Origin of the sequence: Xanthobacter autotrophicus ATCC 700552 (assembly GCF_043194565.1) — a bacterium.
Classification (GTDB): domain Bacteria; phylum Pseudomonadota; class Alphaproteobacteria; order Rhizobiales; family Xanthobacteraceae; genus Xanthobacter; species Xanthobacter autotrophicus_F.
On record NZ_JBAFVS010000007.1, the window covers coordinates 26,738 to 43,926 of the forward strand.

General features: G+C 69.3%; 14 protein-coding genes. 9 read left to right on the top strand and 5 right to left on the bottom strand.

Features of this window, described 5'->3' with window-relative positions:
- Positions 1 to 55 precede the first annotated feature (55 nt).
- Positions 56 to 1,048 (bottom strand): LacI family DNA-binding transcriptional regulator, encoded by a 993-nt coding sequence (locus V5F48_RS09635; RefSeq protein ID WP_394258634.1) that lies wholly within the window; start codon positions 1,046 to 1,048, stop codon positions 56 to 58.
- A 332-nt stretch (positions 1,049 to 1,380) separates the two neighbouring features.
- Here V5F48_RS09635 and V5F48_RS09640 point away from each other — a divergent pair, with 332 nt between their 5' ends.
- The 9 genes from V5F48_RS09640 (at position 1,381) to V5F48_RS09680 (ending at position 12,073) form a co-directional block, all read left to right on the top strand.
- Positions 1,381 to 2,694: an MFS transporter gene (locus V5F48_RS09640; protein WP_394258499.1), complete on the top strand. Its 1,314-nt coding sequence runs from the start codon at positions 1,381 to 1,383 to the stop codon at positions 2,692 to 2,694.
- 102 nt (positions 2,695 to 2,796) lie between these two features.
- Positions 2,797 to 3,744 (top strand): L-threonate dehydrogenase, encoded by a 948-nt coding sequence (gene ltnD / locus V5F48_RS09645; RefSeq protein WP_394258500.1) that lies wholly within the window; start codon positions 2,797 to 2,799, stop codon positions 3,742 to 3,744.
- Between the two features lie 104 nt (positions 3,745 to 3,848).
- A complete protein-coding gene (gene otnI / locus V5F48_RS09650; RefSeq protein WP_394258501.1) occupies positions 3,849 to 4,655 on the top strand; it encodes a 2-oxo-tetronate isomerase in 807 nt (268 codons plus the stop codon).
- Complete coding sequence (gene otnK / locus V5F48_RS09655; RefSeq protein WP_394258502.1) at positions 4,652 to 5,932, top strand: 3-oxo-tetronate kinase; 1,281 nt, start codon at positions 4,652 to 4,654, stop codon at positions 5,930 to 5,932. Before otnI ends, otnK begins: the two co-directional genes overlap by 4 nt.
- A 275-nt stretch (positions 5,933 to 6,207) precedes the next feature.
- Positions 6,208 to 6,906, top strand: coding sequence for a pirin family protein (locus V5F48_RS09660; RefSeq protein WP_394258503.1), 699 nt, complete (start codon positions 6,208 to 6,210; stop codon positions 6,904 to 6,906).
- Between the two features lie 62 nt (positions 6,907 to 6,968).
- The gene (wrbA, locus tag V5F48_RS09665; protein ID WP_394258504.1) at positions 6,969 to 7,568 is read left to right on the top strand and encodes an NAD(P)H:quinone oxidoreductase; all 600 of its coding nucleotides are present in this window, start codon (positions 6,969 to 6,971) and stop codon (positions 7,566 to 7,568) included.
- Between the two features lie 575 nt (positions 7,569 to 8,143).
- Positions 8,144 to 9,892: an IlvD/Edd family dehydratase gene (locus V5F48_RS09670; protein WP_394258505.1), complete on the top strand. Its 1,749-nt coding sequence runs from the start codon at positions 8,144 to 8,146 to the stop codon at positions 9,890 to 9,892.
- 9 nt (positions 9,893 to 9,901) lie between these two features.
- Positions 9,902 to 10,834 carry a dihydrodipicolinate synthase family protein gene (locus V5F48_RS09675; protein WP_394258506.1) on the top strand — a complete coding sequence of 311 codons (933 nt, stop codon included), beginning with the start codon at positions 9,902 to 9,904 and terminating at the stop codon, positions 10,832 to 10,834.
- A gap of 171 nt (positions 10,835 to 11,005) precedes the next feature.
- Entirely contained in the window at positions 11,006 to 12,073 is a 1,068-nt protein-coding gene (locus V5F48_RS09680) for an aldose epimerase family protein (RefSeq protein ID WP_394258507.1), read from the top strand.
- Between the two features lie 10 nt (positions 12,074 to 12,083).
- On the opposite strand, the gene eda is transcribed toward V5F48_RS09680, so the two are convergent.
- From eda to V5F48_RS09700, 4 genes are all read right to left on the bottom strand, one after another.
- On the bottom strand, positions 12,084 to 12,731 hold the full coding sequence (gene eda, locus V5F48_RS09685; RefSeq protein ID WP_394108453.1) for a bifunctional 4-hydroxy-2-oxoglutarate aldolase/2-dehydro-3-deoxy-phosphogluconate aldolase: 648 nt from the start codon (positions 12,729 to 12,731) through the stop codon (positions 12,084 to 12,086).
- On the bottom strand, positions 12,728 to 14,593 hold the full coding sequence (gene edd, locus V5F48_RS09690; RefSeq protein ID WP_394258508.1) for a phosphogluconate dehydratase: 1,866 nt from the start codon (positions 14,591 to 14,593) through the stop codon (positions 12,728 to 12,730). Before edd ends, eda begins: the two co-directional genes overlap by 4 nt.
- Before the next feature lie 173 nt (positions 14,594 to 14,766).
- Positions 14,767 to 16,242 (bottom strand): glucose-6-phosphate dehydrogenase, encoded by a 1,476-nt coding sequence (gene zwf / locus V5F48_RS09695; protein WP_394258509.1) that lies wholly within the window; start codon positions 16,240 to 16,242, stop codon positions 14,767 to 14,769.
- A gap of 135 nt (positions 16,243 to 16,377) precedes the next feature.
- A complete protein-coding gene (locus tag V5F48_RS09700) occupies positions 16,378 to 17,181 on the bottom strand; it encodes a 4'-phosphopantetheinyl transferase family protein (protein ID WP_394258510.1) in 804 nt (267 codons plus the stop codon).
- Positions 17,182 to 17,189: the final 8 nt, after the last annotated feature.

Here is a 17,189-nt window from a genome sequence, read left to right on the forward strand (position 1 = left end):
AACGGAAGAGATCGGCCCGGCCGGAACAGCAATGCCGGGTCCGAAGCGGTGAAACTTAAGTGGTCGCGCCCTCGATCAGCTCGAAATCAAGCGTCACGACCGCCGGCGGCCCGTCCGACGAGATGAGCCGCGCGCTGGCCTCGCCCACCTCCACGCGGGGGGTGCGGATGGTGGACAAGGGCTGCGGCGCGCAGCGGGCGACCTCAAGGCCGTTGTGGCCGAACAGGGCGAGCTCGCCCGGAATGCCGATGCTCCTGGACAGGCAGAGGAAATAGCCGCCGATGGCCATGTCGTCGTTGGAGAAGTAGACCGCGTCGAGATCGGGGGTCTCGTCAAGCAGTCGGGCCAGCCCGTCCCGCCCCGCCTCGATGGATGAGGGCACCGACGCGATCACCTGGCCGGCCACCTGAAGCCCGGCCTCGGCGAGCGCGGAGCGGAACCCCTCGAACCGTTTGGCGGCGCGCAGGTCGAGGGCCAGATCGTGGCCCACATAGCCGATCCGGCGATAGCCGCGCGTGATGAGATGGCGTGCGGCGGCGCGGCCCGCCTCCCGGTTGGAGAAGCCCACCACCATGTCGATGCCGGCTCCGTCGGTGTCGAGCATCTCGATGATGCGGATGCCCGCGCCCCGCAGCATGGCGTCGGCCCGCGCGGTGTGCTCCAGCCCGGCCACCAGCAGCCCGGCGGGCCGCCAGCTCAGCAGCGAGGAGATCAGCGCTTCCTCGCCCACAAGATCATAGTCGGTGACGCCGATGACCGACTGGAACCCGGCCTTGCCGAGCACCGAATTGGCGCCCCGCAGCAGGTCGGGAAACACGATGTTGGCGAGCGAGGGCACGATGATCCCCACCAGCTTCGAGCCGGTGGAGGCGAGGGACCCCGCGATCCGGTTGGGCACGTAGCCCAGCCGGGCGGCCGCCTCCAGCACGCTGGCGCGGGTCTTGGAGGAAAACGATCCGTGGCTGCGCAGGACCCGCGAGGCCGTGCTTTCGCCCACCCCGGCCTCCCGCGCCACGTCGGTGAGGGTCACGCCCGCGCTCGAACCCATGGAAGAGCCCGAGCCGGCGAGCGCGCCGGCGCTCGCGCGGCGCCCGGCCAGCGCGTCGTCATGCATCGCAGCGGCGTCTTTGTCGGCCACGCCCGCCCTCCCCCCGCCCGGAGACGGGCGCACCCGGATGAGCGGCAGCCGCACCCCGGATTCAGTGTTTGGGCTTGTTGTGTCACGCTCCTGGGGAGGCATCAAGGCGGGATTTTGGCAGCGCTGCCATATTTTGTTTGGCAGCGCTGCCACTCTTTGCTATGTGCTGATGGCAGCGCTGCCATGCTGTCCACGCGGCCCCAGCCGCAAAGCCAACACGACACCCCTCCAGGGAGGACCCGATGAGCACCCAAACCGCGCCCCTCGCGGCGCACGTCGCCGTGGAACCGGACACGCAGAAGGCCGCCTACGCCAAGGTCTTCTGGCGCATCGTCCCGTTCCTGATGCTGTGCTACGTGGTCGCCTACCTAGACCGCGTGAACGTGGGCTTCGCCAAGCTCCAGATGTCGCAGGACCTCAACTTCAGCGAGACTGTCTACGGCCTCGGCGCTGGCATCTTCTTCCTCGGCTATTTCCTGTTCGAGGTGCCCAGCAACGTCATCCTGCACAAGGTGGGCGCGCGCATCTGGATCGCCCGCATCATGGTGACCTGGGGCCTCATCTCGGCCGCCTTCATGTTCGTCTCCAGCGCGCCCATGTTCTACGCCCTGCGCTTCCTGCTCGGGGTGGCGGAAGCCGGCTTCTATCCCGGCATCATCCTGTACCTGACCTATTGGTATCCCTCGCATCGGCGCGCCAAGATCATCGCCATCTTCATGTCGGCGATCCCGATTTCCGGCATCTTCGGCAATCCCCTGTCGGGCTGGATCATGGACAGCTTCCACGGCGCCTCGGGGTTGGCCGGCTGGCAGTGGATGTTCCTCATCGAGGCCGTTCCGGCCGTCGCCATCGGCATCGCCATCTATTTCTATCTCGACAACGGCATTCGCGACGCCAAATGGCTGAGCGCCGAGCACAAGGCCGTGCTGGAATGCGAAATCGCCCAGGAAGAGAAGACCAAGGAAGGCCACCATTCCATTGCTGCCGTGTTCGCCGACAAGCGGATCTGGCTCATGAGCTTCATCTACTTCTGCTTTGTCATGGGCCAATATGCCCTCACCTTCTGGATGCCCACCCTGGTGAAGGCGACCGGCGTGGTCGGCAACTTCCATATCGGCCTCGTCAGCGCCATTCCCTTCATCTGCGCCGTCATCGCCATGAACCTGATCGGCCGCAGTTCCGATCGCCACCGCGAGCGGCGCTGGCATCTGGTCATCCCGGCGCTGATGGGCGCGGTGGGCTTCACGGTGGCCGCCACCTCCACCAGCACCACGGTCGCCATCCTGTTCCTGTCCATCGCCGCCGCCGGCGCCATCTCCTGCGCGCCCCTGTTCTGGTCGCTGCCCACCGCCTTCCTGGCCGGCACGGGTGCCGCCGCGGGCATCGCGCTGATCAATTCGGTGGGCAACCTCGCCGGCTTCGTCAGCCCCTACCTCATCGGCTTCCTGAAGGACCTCACCGGCTCCACCCAGGTGGGCATGTATGCCCTCGCGGCGATCCTGGTGGCGGGCGCGGCGGCGGTGCTGACCACCTCGCCCAAGCTCGTCAACAAGTGAACCCAAGGCCTCCCGCGGCGCAATCCGCGGGAGGCCCCGGCAATCCATGCAAGGCCGTCGCCCCGGCGTCGGCCTTGAACCTCATTGATCGAGGATCAGGTCATGACAGAACAGTTTTCGCCCGAGGTGGTCAGGTCGGGTGCGGCCAAAGCGGGGCGCGCGGCGGTCATCGGGCTCGGCTCCATGGGCTACGGCATGGCCCAGTCCCTCAAGCGCGCCGGCTTCGACGTGGCCGGCTTCGACGTGAACACGGCCGCCGTGGACCGCTTCGCCGCCGAGGGCGGGCGCGGCGCGGCGAGCCCGTCCGAGGCCGCCCGCGACGCCGAATTGGTGGTGAGCGTGGTGGTCAACGCCGCCCAGACCGAGGCCATCCTGTTCGGTCCCGACGGCGTGGCGCAGACCCTGGCGGAGGGCGCCGTCTTCATCTCCTCCGCCACCATGGACCCGGAGATCGCGCGCACCCTCGCCGCCCGGCTGGAGGCCACCGGCCGGCTCTATCTGGATGCCCCCATCTCCGGCGGTGCCCAGCGCGCGGCGGAAGGCGCGCTCACCATCCTCGCCTCCGGCAGCGCGGCGGCCTTCGCCAAGGCGCGGCCGGCGCTCGATGCCATGGCGGCCAAGCTCTATGAGCTGGGCGAGGCACCCGGCGAGGGCGCAGCCTTCAAGATGATCAACCAGCTTTTGGCCGGCGTGCACATCGCGGCGGCGAGCGAGGCCATCGCCTTTGCCGCGCGGCAGGGGCTCGACATCGCCAAGGTCTATGAGGTCATCACCGCCTCGGCCGGCAACAGCTGGATGTTCGAGAACCGCATGCCCCACGTGCTCTCCGGCGACTACAGCCCCAGAAGCGCGGTGGACATCTTCGTGAAGGACCTCGGCATCATCCAGGACATGGCGCGCAGCGCCAAATTCCCGGTGCCGGTGTCCGCCGCCGCGCTGCAGATGTTCCTGGCCACTTCCGCCGCCGGCATGGGGCGCAATGATGACGCCTCCGTCGCCCGCCTCTATGCCCGCATCACCGGCACGAAGCTGCCGGGCGATCCGGCCTGAGCCGGCCCGGCTCCCTACCCGGCCCCCGCTTGCGCCCGCGCGCGGATTGGTGCGTTCTTCGAGCCGCCCCGACCGCCGCGCCCCGACCCTCTCGGAAGATCCCCATGCCGCGCTTCGCCGCCAACCTCACCATGATGTTCACCGAGTGGTCGTTCCTCGACCGCTTCGCCGCCGCCGCCGATGCCGGCTTCAGCGCGGTGGAATTCCTGTTCCCCTACGAGCATGCGCCGGAGGCGGTGGGCGAGCGCCTCGCCCGCAACGGCCTGACCCAGGCCCTGTTCAACCTGCCCCCCGGCGATTGGGCGGCGGGTGAGCGCGGCATCGCCGCCTTCCCCGAGCGCTTCGACGAGCTGAAGGCGAGCGTCGAGACCGGCCTCACCTATGCCGCCGCCACCGGGGTGAAGCGCCTGCATCTCATGTCCGGCCTTGCCGACCGCAGCGATCCCAAGGCCCGCGCCGCCTATGGCGAAGCGGTGGCCTATGCCGCCGGCGCACTGACGGACAAGGGCCTCGACCTGGTGCTGGAGCCCATCAACGGCCGCAACATGCCGGGCTATTTCCTCAACGATTTCGCCTTCGCCGAAGCGCTCATCGCCGAGCTGGGCCTGCCCAACCTGAAGCTCCAGTTCGACATCTATCACTGCCAGATCATCCACGGCGACGTGACCATGCGGCTGCGCCGGCTCATGCCCATCACCGGCCATGTGCAGATCGCCAGCGTGCCCTCCCGCAACGAGCCGGATGGCGAGGAGCTGAACTATCCGTTCCTGTTCGCGGAGCTGGATCGCCTCGGCTATGACGGCTTCGTCGGCTGCGAGTACAACCCGCGCGCCGGCACGCTGGAAGGGCTCGGCTGGTTCGCGCCCTATGCCGCCTCAGCCCCGGCCCGCAAGGCGGGAGCGAACGGATGACCCTCGCCCTCGGTGCCATCGCCGACGACTATACCGGCGCCTCCGACCTCGCCAACACCTTGGCCAAGAACGGCCTGCGCACGGTCCAGACCGTGGGTATCCCGGCCGACGACCTGCCGCTGGGCGACGTGGACGCGGTGGTGGTCTCGCTGAAGATCCGCTCCGTGCCGCCCGCCGAGGCGGTGGAGAAGGCCCGCGCCGCCGACCGCTGGCTCAGGGCGCGCGGCGCCGGCCATGTCATGTACAAGATCTGCTCCACCTTCGATTCCACCGACGAAGGCAATATCGGCCCGGTGCTCGACGCGCTGAGCGCCGATGCCGGCGCAACGGCGGTGCTCGTCACCCCTGCCTTTCCGGAGACGGGCCGCACCGTCTATCAGGGCCATCTCTTCGTCGGCGCCGTGCCGCTGAACGAAAGCCCGCTCAAGGACCATCCGCTCAACCCCATGCACGACGCCAATCTGGTGCGCGTGCTGGGGCGGCAGAGCATCGCGCGGGTGGGCCTTGTCCCTCAGGCTCTGGTGGCGCGCGGCGCCGATGCCATCCGCGCCCGGCTGGCGGAACTTGCGGCCGACGGCATCGGCGGCGTGATCGCGGATGCGGTGAACGAGGGGGACCTGGTCGCCCTCGGCGCCGCGGCGGTCGAAACACCGGTCTCCGTGGGCGCTTCCGGCCTCGGCCTCGGCCTGGCCCGTGGCCTCGTCGCCACCGGCCGGGTGCTGCGGGTCGATACGACGACATCCGTCATGGCCGGGGTGGGCGGGCTGGCCGCGTGCCTCGCCGGCAGCTGTTCCAAGGCCACGCTGGAGCAGATCGCGCGGGCGGAAGGCGCCATGCCGGTGCTGCACCTGGAAGCCGAAGCGCTGGTCTCCAGCCCCGCCGAGGCCGCGCACGCCCTGGGGTGGGCAGCAAGCCGTATCGAGAGCGGCCCCGTCCTCATCGCTTCCAGCGCGTCGCCAGCCGAGGTGGCGCGCCTTCAGGCCCTCCACGGCCGCGAGGCTGCCGGCCACGCCATCGAGCAGGCGCTGGCGACCATCGCCGAAGGCCTTGTCGCACGCGGCGTCCGCCGGCTGGTGGTGGCGGGTGGGGAAACCTCCGGCGCGGTGGTGGACCGCCTGCGCATCCCCGCCTTTGCGCTGGGGCCGGAGATCGCGGCCGGCGTGCCGGTGCTGCGCACCATCGGCGGCGGGCATGGCGACCTCCTCATGGCGCTCAAGTCCGGCAATTTCGGCGGCATCGACTTCTTCGCCGACGCGCTGGGGCTGATGTCGAAATAGCCGTCCAGCCTGCCACGCCTACACCGAGCCTCGCTGAGCGGGCTCCGACCGGGTCGAAACGGCCCCGTCGGAGCCCGTTCGCGTTTCGGGGCATCCGGCGGGGTTTGGCATGTTTGCATTTTTGCAAATCCAACTGTCGCATCGACCCACTTTGCTTTGCCCGGCGCCAACCTAATATCCACCCCGACACCTGGAGCGTTTCCTTCCGGCGACATCATCCCCTTCGCCTGAAAGACGCTCCTTAGAGGCCGCACGGTCGGCCACGGAACACGCACATGATCGAGCATCGCCCCTTCGACAGCCTCGGCAAGGCCAACCACGGCTGGCTCAACGCCCGGCACCACTTCTCCTTCGCCAATTATTTCGATCCCGCCCGCCAGAGCCACGGCAAGCTGCGCGTCTGGAACGACGACGAGATCGCGCCGGGATCGGGCTTTCCGCCCCACCCGCACGCCAATATGGAAATCATCACCTATGTCCGCGAGGGCGCCATCACCCACGAGGACAGCCTGGGCAACCGCGGCCGCACCGTGGCCGGCGACATCCAGGTGATGAGCGCGGGGCGCGGCATCCGCCACTCCGAATACAATCTGGAAAGCGCGCCCACGCGCATCTTCCAGATCTGGATCGAGCCCGACCAGGTCGGCGGCGCGCCCACCTGGGGCACCCGCCCCTTCCCCAAGACCGACCGCTCGGGCCGCTTCGTGGCCCTGGCGAGCGGGATCGAGGGGGATGGGGACGCCCTGCCCATCCGCGCCCGGGCCCGCGTGCTCGGCGCCACCCTGAAGGCGGGCGAGACCATCGATTATGCCCCTTTGAGCGGCCTCAACACCTATCTGGTGCCCGCCACCGGGGCGGTGGAGGTGAACGGCCTGCGCCTCGACACCCGTGACGGCGCCGCCATCTCCGGCGAGCCCGCCCTCTCCATCACCGCGCTGGAAGACAGCGAGCTGGTGCTGGTGGAAGCGGCCTGACGCCTTCTCTACCCCCTCCCCTTCTCCCCTCCCCGTTCCCCCCGTTTCTGAAGGAGCCCACCATGGCCAAAGTCCTCGTCCTGTATTATTCCGCCTACGGCCACATCGAGCAGATGGCGGAAGCCGTCGCTGCCGGCGCCCGTGAGGCCGGTGCCACCGTCGACATCAAGCGCGTGCCGGACCTGGTGCCGGAAGAGGTGGCCAAGGCGGCCCACTTCAAGCTGGACCAGAAGGCCCCCATCGCCACCGTGGCGGAACTGGCCGAGTACGACGCCATCATCGTGGGCGTGGGCACCCGCTTCGGCCGCATGGCCTCGCAGATGGCCAATTTCCTCGATCAGGCCGGCGGCCTGTGGGCACGTGGCGCGCTGCACGGCAAGGTGGGCGGCGCCTTCACCGCCACCGCCACCCAGCACGGCGGCCAGGAAGTGACGCTGTTTTCCATCATCACCAACCTGATGCATTTCGGCATGGTGATCGTGGGCCTGGACTATGGCTACGGCGCCCAGATGACCCTCGACGAGATCACCGGCGGCAGCCCCTATGGCGCCACCACCATCACCGGCGGCGACAGCGCCCGCCAGCCGTCCGCCATCGAACTGGACGGCGCCCGCTACCAGGGCAAGAGGATCGCCGAGACCGCCATCAAGCTGCACGGCTGATGGTGGGAGCCGGTAGGGTTTACCGACCCGGCCTGCTTCAAGCCCTTACGCGGCTTTCCCTATTTGCGATCCGCACGGCGGCCGGGGCGAACGCTCCGGCCGCTTTTTCATGACCCGCGCGAGGTGTGGAAAGCCGGATCAAGACCGACTGTTCAGCCGTGCCTCGCCGTGCCATAAATCGTTTTAGAAAATGCGGCCAAAGCCGCGTTCAGGCTCGGGAGGACAGCCGCCGTGTCATGGAATGACCAGCCTCGCGCCGGTGCTCCGGGCCACAGCCCGGATCGCACGGACGGCCCCGCCGCACGCCAATTGTGTCTCAGTTTGAAAGTCCGGTGCTCCGACTGGGCGCTCCGTGAGCCCCCTCTCCCGCTTGCGGGGGAGGGCAGGGAGGGGGCGCCGCCGTCTTTTACCGGAACCGCCAGTGTTTCTCGGCACCAGCCTGCCCCCACCCCAACCCTCCCCCGCAAGCGGGAGAGGGAGTGGCGACGGTGCTCCATTCCGAACCGAGACACGACCCGCAGCCACCCCGACCAACGGCGGCGGCCGCGCCGCGACGGCATGACGGGACCCGCAGCATGAGCGACGAGACCAAAGGCAAGCCCGCCACCAAGACCCTGCGCAGCCAGGCCTGGTTCGGCCGGCAGGACAAGATGGGCTTCTATTACCGCTCCTTCCTGAAGAACAGCGGCTTTCCGCAAGACCAGTTCGACGGCCGCCCGGTGATTGGCATCTGCAACACCTGGTCGGAACTGACCCCCTGCAACGCCCATTTCCGCACCATCGCGGAGCATGTGCGTTATGGCGTGCTGGATGCCGGCGGCTTCCCGCTGGAATTCCCGGTCTCCTCGCTGGGCGAGGTGACCATGCGGCCCACCGCCATGCTGTTCCGCAACCTCGCCTCCATGGATGTGGAGGAGGCGATCCGCGCCCATCCGCTGGACGGCGTGGTGCTGCTGATGGGCTGCGACAAGACCACCCCGGCTTTGCTCATGGGCGCGGCCTCCGCCGACCTGCCGGCCATCGGCGTCTCCGGCGGGCCGCAGCTGCGCGGCGTCTATCGCGGCGAGATCATCGGCTCCGGCACCAACATCATCTCCATGAGCGAGCAATTGCGCGCCGGCGAGATCACGCTCGCCGACTTCCACGAAGCGGAGGCGGCCATGAACCGCTCCGCCGGCAGCTGCATGACCATGGGCACGGCCTCCACCATGGCCTCCATGGTCGAGGCCCTTGGCCTCGGCCTGCCGGAGAATGCCGCCATCCCCGCCGCCGACGCCCGGCGCAACCTACTCGCCCGCATGGCCGGACGGCGCATCGTGGAGATGGCGAAAGAGGACCTGAAGCCCTCGGATATCCTCACCCGCGCCGCCTTCGAGAATGCCATCCGGGCGCTGGCTGCCGTCGGCGGCTCCACCAATGCGGTGGTGCACCTGCTCGCCATCGCCGGCCGGGTGGGCGTGGAGCTGACCCTGGAGGATTTCGACCGGCTGGGGCGCGACGTGCACTGCCTGGTGGACCTCATGCCCTCCGGCCGCTTCCTGATGGAGGATTTCTACTATGCCGGCGGCCTGCCGGCGGTGCTGCGGACGCTGGGCGAGCGCGGGTTGCTCAACCGTGAGGCGCTCACCGTCAACGGCCGCACCATCTGGGAGAATGTGGTTGAGGCGCCGTGCTGGAACACGCAGGTCATCACCCCGTTCGAGGCGCCGTTCAAGGCGGACGCGGGCATCGCCATCCTCACCGGGAATCTTGCCCCCGACGGCGCCGTCATCAAGCCGTCCGCCGCCTCGCCGGAGCTGATGCAGCACACCGGCCGCGCGGTGGTGTTCGAGAGCGTGGAGGAGATGCACCACGGCGTGAACGACGAGGCCCTCGACATCGACGCCTCCTGCATCATGGTGCTGAAGCATTGCGGGCCGAAGGGCTATCCCGGCATGGCGGAGGTGGGCAACATGCCCCTGCCCGCCAAGCTGCTGCGCCAGGGCGTGCGCGACATGATCCGCATCTCGGATGCCCGCATGTCCGGCACTGCCTACGGCACGGTGGTGCTGCATGTGGCGCCCGAGGCCACCGCCGGCGGGCCGCTGGCGCTGGTGAAGAACGGCGACCTCATCACCCTCGACGTGCCGGCCCGCGCCCTGCACCTGCATGTGGGCGAGGAGGAGCTGGCGCAGCGCCGCGCCGCCTTTGTGCCGCCCGCCCCCCACGCCGAGCGCGGCTATGCCCGCCTCTATATCGACCATGTGCTGCAGGCCGATCGCGGCGCGGATTTCGATTTCCTCGTCGGCCGGACCGGATCGCCGGTGCCGCGCGACAATCACTGAAGGTGACCCATGCCCACGTTCTTAGCCGCGCGCCCGTTCAAGGGCGTGTTCCCGGTGGCGCCCACCGTGTTCGACGCCTCGGGGGCGCTTGATCTGGACGGCCAGAAGCGCGCCATCGACTGCATGATCGATGCCGGCTCCCACGGCATCTGCATCCTCGCCAACTTCTCCGAGCAGTTCGTGCTCACCGACGACGAGCGCGACCGCGTCATGGTCACGGTGCTGGAGCATGTGGCGGGCCGGGTGCCGGTGATTGTCACCACCACCCATTTCTCCACCGCCGTCTGCGCCGAGCGCTCGCGCCGGGCGCAGGATTTGGGCGCGGCCATGGTCATGGTCATGCCGCCCTATCACGGCGCCACCTTCCGGGTGCCGGAAGCCTCCATCTACGACTTCTACCGCGGCGTCTCCGACGCCATCTCCATCCCCATCATGGTGCAGGACGCCCCGGTGGCGGGCACGCCCTTGTCGGTGCCGTTCCTCGCCCGCATGGCCAGGGAAATCGGCAACCTCGCCTATTTCAAGATCGAGGTGCCGCAGGCAGCCGCCAAGCTGCGCGCCCTCATCGAGGCGGGAGGCGACGCCATCGAGGGGCCGTGGGACGGGGAAGAGGCCATCACCCTGATGGCCGACCTGGACGCCGGGGCCACCGGCGCCATGACGGGGGGCGCCTATGCGGACGGCATCCGCCAGATCACCGACCCCTATTTCGCCGGCGACCGTGAAGCCGCCATGGAGGCCTACCAGCGCTGGCTGCCGCTCATCAATTACGAGAACCGCCAGTGCGGCCTCGCCGCCTGCAAGGCGCTGATGCAGGAAGGCGGCGTCATCGCCCACGAGACCGTGCGCGCGCCCCTGCCGGCCATGCACCCCGCCACCCGCGCCGGCCTGATCGAGATCGCCCGCCGGCTCGATCCGCTGGTGCTGCGCTGGGGGAAATGATCAGGGCCATCTGATCGCCGGCGTCATCGTATTTGCCATTGTCCTCGGTCTTCGACCGAGGACAAGTGGGCCGCTCAAGTGCCGCGCGGGCTTGACCATTGGCCCACGAGCCAAGCTCATGGGCCAATGGTATACCCATGCCAGAACGCTGCCGTTCGAGGGCAAAAAGCGATGACGACCGCCATCCTGCGCGAGAATTTCGGCCTGCTGCCCCATGGGCCGGTGGTGGAGCGGGTGCGGCTCATCGGGGCCGGCGGCTTCGAGGCGTCGGTCATCACCTATGGCGCGGCGCTCCAGGCGCTGCGCGTGCCCGATGCCCATGGCGTGCTCGCCGACGTGGTGCTCGGCCATGAGGACGCCGCCGGCTATGGGCGGACGCGCGATTTCTACGGCGTCACCGTAGGCCGCTTCGCCAACCGCATCGCCGGGGCCGCCTTCGAGCTGGACGGCGCCCGCGTCGCCGTTGATGCCAATGACGGCGCCAACATGCTGCACGGCGGCTTCCACGGCTTCGACCGGGCACTGTGGACCATCGAGGCCGTGGACGAGGACCCGGTCCCCGCGGTCACCCTGCGCCACACCAGCCCGGACGGGGCCGGCGGCTTTCCCGGCACGCTGGACGCCCGTGTCACCTACAGCCTCTCCGGTCCGGGCGAATTGACCATCGCCTTTGCGGCGGTGACCGACCGGCCCACCATGGTCAACCTCACCAACCACGCCTTCTTCAACCTGGATGGGGTGGAGGCGGGCGGCGACATCCTCGGCCATCACCTGACCATCGCCGCCGAGACCTTCCTCGCCACCGACGCCGCGGCGATCCCCCTGCCCGGCCCGCCGCGCACGGTGGACGGCACGCCGTTCGATTTCCGCGCCGGCGCGCTCATCGGCGCACGCATCCGCGACGACCATGAGCAGCTGCGCTTCGGGCGCGGCTACGACCATAATTATTGTCTTGAACCCTCAGCCACGCCACGCCTCGCCGCCCGCGTGCGGGCCGCGCAGTCCGGCCGGGTGATGGAGCTCATCACCGACCAGCCCGGCGTGCAATTCTATTCCGGCAACGTCATCGACGGGGCGGCGCAGGGCAAATATGGCCGCCTGCACCGCCAGTCCGACGCCTTCTGCCTGGAGCCGCAGGCCTGGCCCGATGCGCCGAACCGGCCGGATTTCCCCTCCGCCCGGCTCGATCCCGGCGAGACCTACCGCCACGTCTCCCTCTACCGCTTCTCCACCCTCTGAGCCGCGCCGCTCAGGCGCCAGCCCGCAGCGTCGCGGCGGCGCGGCTGAGGGTTTCGATGGCGGCCCAGTCTCCGGCGGCCACCAGGGTCCGCGGCAGCATCCAGGACCCGCCGACGCAGATCACGTTGGGCAGGGCGAGATAGCCCGGCGCGGTGGCGAGGCTGATGCCGCCGGTGGGGCAGAAGGTGAGCTGCGGCAGGGGCGAGGCGATGGACGCGAGATAGGCGCTGCCGCCCGCCGGCTCGGCCGGGAAGAACTTGGCATAGCGATAGCCGTGCTCGATCAGCCGCATGGCCTCCCCCGCCGTGGCGATGCCGGGCAGCAGCGGGATGCCGGACCCGGCGGCGGCATCGAGCAGGCGCGACGTGGCGCCGGGCGAGACCGCAAAGCGCGCGCCGGCCTTCTCGGCCTCTTCGAGCTGGTCGGCATCGAGCACCGTGCCGACGCCCGGAATGGCGCCTTCCACTTCGGCGGCCACGGCCCGGATGGCCTCCATGGCCTCGGCGGTGCGCAGGGTGATCTCGATGGCCGGCAGGCCCCCCGCCACCAGGGCGCGGGCGAGCGGGACGGCATCTGCCGCACGCTCGACGACCACCACGGGCACCACCGGCGCGCGGGACAGGATGGCATGGAGACCGGACTGGATCGTATCGTTCACGCGAAAACCTCCTGGAAAATGCTGGCGCCCTTTTCGGCCTGGCCGACGGCGGCGCGGAAGGGGGCGAAGAGTTCGCGGCCGACGCCGACGTGGGAGGCGGACAGGTCCACCGTCACCGGGGCGCGGGCCGCCCATTCGGCCGCCGGGACCAACACTTCGAGCGTGCCGGCCACCGCGTCCACCCGCACCAGGTCGCCGTCGCGCACCTTGGCGATGGCGCCGCCGTCCACCGCTTCCGGCGTCACATGGATCGCCGAGGGCACCTTGCCCGAGGCCCCGGACAGCCGGCCGTCGGTGACGAGGGCCACCTTCAGCCCGCGATCCTGCAACACGCCCAAGGGCGGCATCAATTTGTGCAGCTCCGGCATGCCATTGGCCCGGGGACCCTGGAACCGCACCACCGCCACCATGTCGCAGGTCAGCTCGCCGGCCTTGAACGCGGCCTGAAGCTCCTCCTGAGCGTGGAACACCCGCGCCGGGGCCTCGATGACGTGGCGCTCGGAAGCCACGGCCGAAGTCTTGATCACCGCGCGGCCGATGTTGCCCTCCAGCACTTTCAGCCCGCCGGTGGCCTGGAAGGGGGCGGCGGCGGTGCGCAGCACGGCGTCGTCGCCGCTGGCGGCGGGGCCGTCACGCCAGGCGAGGCTGCCGTCCTCGGCCAGCACCGGCTCTTTCGTGTAAGCCTCCAGCCCGCGCCCGAGGATGGTCTCGGCATCCCCATGCAGCAGGCCGGCGCCCAGCAGCTCGCGGATGACCAAGGCCATGCCGCCCGCGGCGTGGAAGTGGTTCACGTCCGCCGTGCCGTTGGGATAGACCCGGGTGAGCAGGGGCGTCACCTCGGCGAGGTCGGAAAAGTCCTGCCAGGTCAAGGCGATGCCCCCGGCCGCCGCCATGGCGACGAGGTGCAGGGTGTGGTTGGTGGAGCCGCCGGTGGCGTGCAACCCGACAATGCCGTTCACGAACGCCTTCTCGTCCAGCATCCGGCCGGCAGGGATGTAATCGTTGCCCAGGGCGGTGATGGCCAGTGCCCGCTGCGCCGCCGCCTTGGTGAGGGCATCGCGCAACGGCGTGTCCGGGGTCACGAAGGAGGCGCCGGGCAGATGCAGGCCCATGATCTCCATGAGCATCTGGTTGGTGTTGGCGGTGCCGTAGAAGGTGCAGGTGCCGGGGCCGTGGTAGGACTTGGATTCCGCTTCCAGCAGCGCGTCGCGGCCCACCTTTCCTTCCGCGAACAGCTGGCGGATCTTCGACTTCTCGGTGTTGGACAGGCCGGAGGTCATGGGCCCCGAGGGGATGAACACCGCCGGCAGGTGCCCGAACGACAAGGCCCCGATGACGAGGCCGGGCACGATCTTGTCGCAGATGCCGAGGAACACCGCCGCATCGAAGGTCTGGTGGGACAGGGCCACGGCGGTGGAAAGGGCGATCACGTCGCGGGAGAACAGGGAGAGTTCCATGCCGGCCTCGCCCTGGGTGACGCCGTCGCACATGGCGGGCACGCCACCGGCCACCAGCGCCACGCCACCGGCGGCACGGGCGGCCTCCCGCAGCAGCGCGGGATAGCGCTCATAGGGCTGGTGGGCGGAGAGCATGTCGTTATAGGCGGTGACGATGCCCAGACTCGCGCCCTGGCCCTCGCGCAGCACCGCCTTGTCGCCGGGGGCGCAGGCGGCGAAGCCATGGGCCTGGTTGGCGCAGCCCAGCGCCTGCCGGCGGGGCTTGTGGGCGGCAGCGGCGGCGATGCGGTCGAGATAGCGCTGTCTCTGGACGCGGCTACGCTGCGCGATCCGCTCCGTCACCTCCGCGACGCGGGCATTGAGCGGAGCGGACGGGACTGAAGCAGAGGGGATATCAGCGGACATGGCGGTCTCCTCCCGGGGGCAGCCGCCGATCCTGCGGCGGGTCTTCCGGCGATCGATCTCTTATATTCGTCTCTTATACGCGTTTCTTGCGACCATCTTTTGGCGCGGCCCTCTTTTAGCGCCAGAGACCCTGCCGCGCGATGCCGGAAGGGTCACCGGCGCAAGGCCGGCCGTCAGTCGTCGCCGGACCAGGTGCGGCCGTCGCGCTCGATAAGGGCGATGGCGGCGGCGGGACCCCAGGTGCCGGCGGTGTAGGGCTTGGGCGGCTCGCGCGAGGCGCGCCACGCCTCCAGGATCGGGTCCACCCAGCGCCAGGCCGCCTCCACCTCGTCGCGGCGCATGAACAGGGTCTGGTTGCCGCGCACCACGTCCATGAGCAGGCGCTCATAGGCATCGGGATTGCGCACGCCGAACACGCTGGCGAAGCTCATGTCGAGGGGAACATGCTCAAGCCGCATGCCGCCGGGGCCGGGGTCCTTGATCATCAGCCAGAGCTTCACCCCCTCCTCCGGCTGGAGCCGCAGCACCAGCACGTTGGCGCGGAGCGTGCCGGCGGATTCGTCGAACACCGAATGGGGAACCGGCCGGAAGGTGATGACGATCTCCGACACCCGCGAGGCCAGCCTTTTGCCGGTGCGCAGGTAGAACGGCACGCCGGACCAGCGCCAGTTGCCGATCTCCGCCTTCAGCGCCACGAAGGTCTCGGTCTCGGACGCTCCGGACCCCAGCTCTTCCAGATAGCCCGGCACCGCCCCGCCCGCCGAGGCCCCGGCGCGATACTGGCCGCGCACGGTGAACTGGCTGGCATTGCTCTCGTCGATGGGCAAAAGGGCCTTGAGCACTTTCAGCTTTTCATCCCGCACCGCATCCGCGTCCAGCGACACGGGGGGCTCCATGGCGACCAGGCAGAGCAATTGGAGGATGTGGTTCTGCACCATGTCGCGCAGGGCGCCGGCGGTGTCGTAGTAACCGGCCCGCCCGGCGGTGCCGATATCTTCCGCCACGGTGATCTGCACGTGGTCGACGTGGGCATTGTTCCACACCGGCTCGAACAGGGTATTGGCGAAGCGCAGCGCCATCAGGTTCTGCACCGTCTCCTTGCCCAGATAATGATCGATACGGTAGACGTGGCGCTCCTCGAACACTTGACCGATGGCCTTGTTGAGCGCGACAGCGCTCTCCAGACTCTTGCCCAGCGGCTTCTCCACCACCACCCGCGCGCCTTCCGCAGCGATGCCATGGGCGCCGAGGCGGGTGCAGATGGGGCCGAACAGGGCCGGCCCGGTGGCCAGATAGAACACCCGGATCATGTCCTCATGGGTGGCGATGAGGGTCGCGAGCTGCGGCCATCCGGCCTCGCCCTCGGCTTCCACCGGCACATAGGTGAGGCGCGCGAGGAAGCGCGCCACGTCCTCGGCGTCGAGGTCGCCGGCCGGCACATATTCGGTGATGGCGGCGCGGGCGAAGGCGGCGAACTCCTCCGGCGTCATCTGCTGGCGCGACGCGCCGACGATGACGGCGCGGTCCGGCAGCTGGCCGGCCCGGTCGCGCTGGTAGAGCGCAGGCAGGAGCTTGCGCCGCGCCAGATCGCCGGTGGCGCCGAACACCGTGAGAACGAAGGGTTGCACCGGAATGACGCGACTCGACATCGGAAATTCGCCTTGCAGTGAGGCCCGCCAGGCCGGGGCTGGGTGCCTTAAGCCTGTATGGCGGCACGCGCCGGGGAAACTCGGCGAGATTTATGCGGCTGACCCCGCCTGCGTCAATTAATAACTTAACATGATTTATGTATTGACGCTTAAGCGTATGGAAGTACCGCAGGCGAGGACGGTCTCGATGGGCACCAGCCGCCAGGCCACCGACGGCGCGCGGACGGCGGCAGCCAGGAGGTGCGTCGTGCCGAGGTCGCATTGGAGAAGCTGCCAGTCGCCCGCCGCCCCCCAATGCCCGGCCAGATGGTCCACGGCAGGCGGCCCCGTCCCGGTAGGCCCTTGCGCGGCGAGGCGGAAGGACACGTCGTTGCGCGGCAGCGACAGGCCCAGGCCCACCGCCTTGGCGAAGGCCTCGCGCAGGGTCCAGTAAGCGAATGCCTTGCGCCGGGCGAACCCGCCCGAGGCCGCGAGATCCGCCACCTCGGCATCGGCCATGACCATGGCCATGGCCTCCAGTGGAACCTCGCGCGCATGGGCCTCCACATCGATACCGACCATGGATGCGCGGGCGATGGCGACGGCGACGGCCTCCCCCGAATGGGACAGGCTGAACCCCAGCTCACCTTCAAGCGGCCCCGCCTGGAAAGGGCCGGCGAGGACAGGCTTGCCGAAAGCATCGCGGGTGAAGGCGAGGCCCAGGGGATCAACCCCCATGACGCGGCCGAGCGCCAGCCGCTTCACCGCGTGCGCCAGTAGAAACAGATCCCGGTCGCGCGGGAAGGCGAAGGCCCGGCGGCGTGCCTCCTCCTCCGGGCTGAGGCATCCCATCAGGCGCGTGCGCATGCCCTCCTGCGCCAGCACATGGGTGAAGCCGTGGAGGATCAGCACCTCGCCCGGACCGGGTCCGGGACCTGAAGCGCCGTCCTGAAGCTCCATGGCGACCT